At 73.2% G+C, this 4,450-nt stretch carries 5 protein-coding genes; all 5 read left to right on the top strand.

Going from position 1 to position 4,450, the window contains the following annotated elements; translation table 11 throughout:
• Positions 1-729: GNAT family N-acetyltransferase (locus AC08ON_RS09095; RefSeq protein WP_476616784.1), on the top strand; the 729-nt coding region annotated here is incomplete at its 5' end.
• Positions 726-1,661 (top strand): dihydropteroate synthase, encoded by a 936-nt coding sequence (gene folP / locus AC08ON_RS09090; protein ID WP_476607201.1) that lies wholly within the window; start codon positions 726-728, stop codon positions 1,659-1,661. The genes AC08ON_RS09095 and folP, both read left to right, overlap by 4 nt.
• Positions 1,658-2,125 (top strand): dihydroneopterin aldolase, encoded by a 468-nt coding sequence (gene folB, locus AC08ON_RS09085; protein WP_476607202.1) that lies wholly within the window; start codon positions 1,658-1,660, stop codon positions 2,123-2,125. The genes folP and folB overlap by 4 nt, the downstream gene beginning before the upstream one ends.
• Positions 2,115-2,720 carry a 2-amino-4-hydroxy-6-hydroxymethyldihydropteridine diphosphokinase gene (gene folK, locus AC08ON_RS09080; protein ID WP_476607203.1) on the top strand — a complete coding sequence of 202 codons (606 nt, stop codon included), beginning with the start codon at positions 2,115-2,117 and terminating at the stop codon, positions 2,718-2,720. The genes folB and folK overlap by 11 nt, the downstream gene beginning before the upstream one ends.
• Entirely contained in the window at positions 2,717-3,154 is a 438-nt protein-coding gene (locus AC08ON_RS09075; protein ID WP_476607204.1) for a DUF3180 domain-containing protein, read from the top strand. Before folK ends, AC08ON_RS09075 begins: the two co-directional genes overlap by 4 nt.
• Positions 3,155-4,450: the final 1,296 nt, after the last annotated feature.

The following is a 4,450-nucleotide window of genomic DNA, read 5'->3' as shown; positions in this document are numbered from 1 at the left end:
GAACAGGCCGGGTGGGTGCTGCGCGAGTCCGCCGGATCGTCCCGGCGAGGCAACTCGGTCTGGGCCCGCGGCGACGTGCCCGACCTCGCCGCGGCGCTTGCCACGGTGCGGGATTTCTACACCGCCGCCGGTCTGCCGCCGACCTTCCAGCTGACACCCTTCTCCCGGCCGACCGGGCTCGGCGCGGTCCTCGACGCCGCCGGGTACGACGACACCGGTCCTACCGACGTCTGCACGGCGCCTCTCGCCGGCCTTGTGCGTGGTGCCGACCGGGCACCGGCGGCTGCCGGCTCGGTGGGGATGACCGTCACCACCACGCCGGCGGATGAGTGGCTGGATGTCGCCGGCCAGGTGCTGACGACGTTCAACGCGCAGCGGCCCGGCACGCTCGCGGTGCTCTCGGCGCTGCGGCTGCCCACCATCTACATCACCCTGACCGTGGACGGCATGCCGGCGGCGGTCGGACGCGGCATCGCGGACGACCGTTGGCTGGGTGTCTACAGCATGGCCACCCTGCCCGTGGCCCGTGGCCGGGGCGCGGCCCGCCGGGTTATCGCGGCACTCGCCGAGTGGGCTGCGGGCAGAGGCGCCACTCATGCGTATCTGCAGGTCGAAGAGGTCAGCGCCGCGGCGCGGGGCCTGTACGCCGATCTTGGTTTCCGGCCGGTCTACCGCTACACCTACCGCCGTGCGCCGCTGGATGCGACGTCCGGTGGAGGTCTCCCATGAGCGGGACCGTCGAGGAACTCCTCCTGCCGGGCGGCCTGACCAGGGTGATGGGCGTCGTCAACGTCACGCCGGACTCGTTCTCGGACGGCGGTACCTACCTCGATCCGCTGGACGCGGTCCGGGCCGGGCTGCGGATGGCCGACGACGGGGCGGATCTCGTCGACGTCGGTGGCGAGTCGACCCGACCGGGCGCGTCTCGGGTCATCGCCGCCGAGGAGATGCGTCGCGTGCTTCCGGTGGTGGCCGAGCTCGCCGCCGCGGGCGTCCGGGTCAGCGTCGACACCAGCCGTGCCGCTGTGGCCGCCGCCGCGGTCGACGCCGGGGCGGTGCTCGTCAACGACGTGTCCGGCGGCGCCGATCCCGATCTGCTCGGTCTCGTCGCCGACCGTGGCGTGCACTACGTGCTGATGCATGGGCGGGGGACCAGTGCGGACATGGCGTCCCGGGCGGTGTACCGCGACGTGGTCGCGGAGGTGGTCGCGGAGCTCGTGGACCGGCTCGGGGCCGTGCTGGCCGCCGGGATCGCCGAGGATCGGGTCATCCTCGACCCCGGCATCGGCTTCGCCAAGACCGCCCGGCACAACTGGACGCTTCTGCGCCACATCGACGCCTTCGTCACGCTCGGCCGGCCGCTGCTCGTCGGCACGTCCCGCAAGTCGTTTCTCGGCTCGGTACTGGCGGACGCGAACGGCCCGTCCCGGCCGGTTGCCGACCGGGACGACGCCACCCAGGCGACCACCGCGTTGCTGGCCGCGGCCGGGGTGTGGGGCGTGCGGGTGCACGCCGTCCGGCCGGCCGCCGACGCCGTGCGGGTCGTGCGCGCCTGGCGGGACGATAGTGACCGGCGCGGGGACGGACCCGAGGCCGATCCCGGCCGGGCCGTGGATCCCGGCCGCGTGGAAGATCGGGAGGTTCCGTGGGCTCCGCGGTGACGGGCTCCGCAGCGGAGGTCGCCTCCCAATCGAGGGCCACGTCGCTCGACCGGATCACCCTGTCGGGGCTGCGGGCTCGCGGCTACCACGGGGTTCTGGCGGCGGAACGGGATCTTGGCCAGGAGTTCGTCGTCGATGCCACGCTGTGGCTCGACCTCTCTTCGGCGGCGTTCCACGACGACGTGACCCGCACCGTGCACTACGGCGAGCTTGCCGAGACCCTTGCCGGGATCGTCACCGGAGAACCCGTGAATCTGATTGAGACCCTCGCCGATCGACTCGTCCGCGCCTGTCTGCGGGACGGTCGGGTGATGCGGGCCGAGGTGACTGTCCACAAGCCCGCGGCCCCGATCGCGCTTCCGTTCGCCGATGTCGCGGTGACGATCGTCCGCAACCGGGTCGACGGCGGCGAGTCGGTGACCGCGCCGGACGCGGCTGCGGGGGTCGCCACCGATGGCGGGTGACCGGATGATGACCCGGCCGGACCATGCGGTGCTGTCGCTCGGGTCCAACCTCGGCGATCGTCTGGGCCGGCTGTCCGCCGCCGTCCACCGGCTCGACCGCGCGCTGGGGGTGCTCGCCGGCTCACCGGTGTACGAGACGGCACCCGTCGGTGGACCCGAGCAGGACGACTACCTGAACGCCGTCGTCCTGGTGCGCCCGGCACCCCCGCGTGATCTGCTCGAGGTCGTCCGCGAGGTGGAGGAACGGGCCGCGCGGGTCCGGGCCGTCCGGTGGGGCCCGCGAACGCTCGACGTCGATGTCATCGCGATCGGTGACCTGCGCAGTGATGACCCCGAGATCCTCGTGCCGCATCCCCGAGCACATCTGCGGGCCTTCGTCTGCGTGCCCTGGCTGGACGTTGATCCCGAGGCGACGCTGCCCGGGCACGGGCGGGTCGCCGATCTGGTCGCCCGGATGGCCGCGGGGAAGCACCCGGCCGGTCTGCGCCGGACCCCGTGGTCGCTGCCGGATCCCGTGGTCGAGGCGGATCCGGGGGCCGGTGCCGTCACCGATCCCGCCGTCGACGGCAGTGACGCCGAAGAGGCGGCCAGGTGAGACCGACCCGGGCGCGTGATCTCATCGCGGTCGCGGTGGCGTTCGGGGTACTCGGGTACCTGCTGCTGTGGTGGGCGTACCGATCGATTCCCACGCTGCCGCGAACAGCGTCGGTGTCGGTTCTCATGATCGGTGCCATCGAGCTCCAGGTCGCATCCCTGACCCGTCGCCGGCTGGAGGGGCGGCGGGGAACGCGGCCGATCCTCCCGCTCACCGTCGCCCGGCTCGCCGCGTTGGCCAAGGCGAGCTCCGTCGTCGGAGCGGCGCTTGCCGGCATCTGGGCGGGTGTGTTCGGCTACACCATGCCCCGCACGGGGGAGTTCCCGACCGCGGGCGGCGACGCGCTCACCGCGGGTCTCGGGTTGGCTGCGGCGATGGTGCTGTTGACCGGGGGCCTCATCCTCGAACGGGTGTGCCGGGTCAAGAAGCGTTAGCCCGGCCCGGCCCGGCTCCGGGCGGAATGTCCTGATGGAACACCGAAAAGTGATGTGATAACCGATGGGCCGACTGTTCTGATTCGTGTTGGCAGGACTACTCTGGGGTAGATTGCGATATATGACCGTGGTCGGTGTCGGGGTTGTCCCGGGTCACCTCCGTAGGGTGGTGATTGTCGGCGTTGTTCGCGTCGTCGGTGGATGGTGCGGTGACGTGGCGCCCAGGCGCCGGGGGCGGGAAGGGGCGGGTGATGGTCGCTGAGGGCAGGAACTCGCACGGTGGCACGCGCGCGCAGCCGCGACTGAACCATGGTCGGGTGGACCATGGTCGGGTGGACCATGGTCGGGTGGACCATGGTCGGGTGGACCATGGTCGGGTGGGCGATGGCGCCGATCCCGGCCCGCCCGCCGGTCCGGTTCACGACCCGGCGCGGAACTTCTCGGACCCCGTGCGTGACCTCCCTGCCAACGCGGCTCGGGCCGCTCCCCGGTCGGGTCCGGCAGCTGAGGGAACCGCCGCGCCCCGGCGCCGCCAGCCGTCCGAGGGCCGGATCGTCGCGTTCAGCACGCTGGCGACGAGATCCGCCAGGAGGCCCGAGCCCCGCCACTCGTCGCGAGCCGCCGCGCCGACGTTCGACGGACCGGCGTACGGGGACGATCCCATACCGTACGATATCGTACAATCTCATACAGTGACGCCCGCGCAGGTTGATCGGCCGGCCTCGGCCTGGCGGTCCCCGGGCGGGCCAGTCCCGCCCGGGGAGCGGCCCGAGCCGGCGCAGCGGCCCGCCCATCGCGGCGGTTGGCCCGACCCACGCGGCGCGGGTGTCTCCCCGCCGGGTGGGGTCGATGCCCCCCGGCACCGACCCGCGTATTCCTCGTCTCCCCCGGACCCGCGCGCGCCGTCCGGGCTGGACCGGGGATCTCTTCCGGACCCGGACGGCTTCTCCCGGGGAGGCGGTCGGCCGGGTTCCGGACTTCGGCCGGGTTCCGGGCTACTGGACGAGGTCAGCTTCACCGGGTACCAGCACGCGATCAGGGACGACGGCCCACGGACCGCCGGGGAACCCCGGCGCGCCCCGGACCGGATGTCACCGGGCGCTGCCTCCGGCCGGCCACGAGCGGACCCGCCGGGACAGGGCCGGTGGGGGAGCCCTGAAGTCGATGGGCCGGATGCCGGCGACGCTGCCGCCGTCTCGGAGCCGGCCCGCCCGCACGGCCGCGTGGCCGGTAGCCGAGCCCGTACCCGAGCCGGTACCCGGGTCCCGGCTGGAGGGGGCCGCTAGCCCTGTCTTC

The organism is Frankia sp. CoWAU3 (assembly GCF_977971855.1).
Note: the sequence above shows the minus strand (reverse complement) of the source record. Positions and strands in the feature narration are given on the sequence as shown.

Bases quoted from the DNA above. Each gene is read 5' to 3' on its own strand.
- folK (WP_476607203.1), top strand. From the start codon at position 2,115: ATGGCGGGTGACCGGATGATGACCCGGCCGGACCATGCGGTGCTGTCG.
- folP (WP_476607201.1), top strand. From the start codon at position 726: ATGAGCGGGACCGTCGAGGAACTCCTCCTGCCGGGCGGCCTGACCAGG.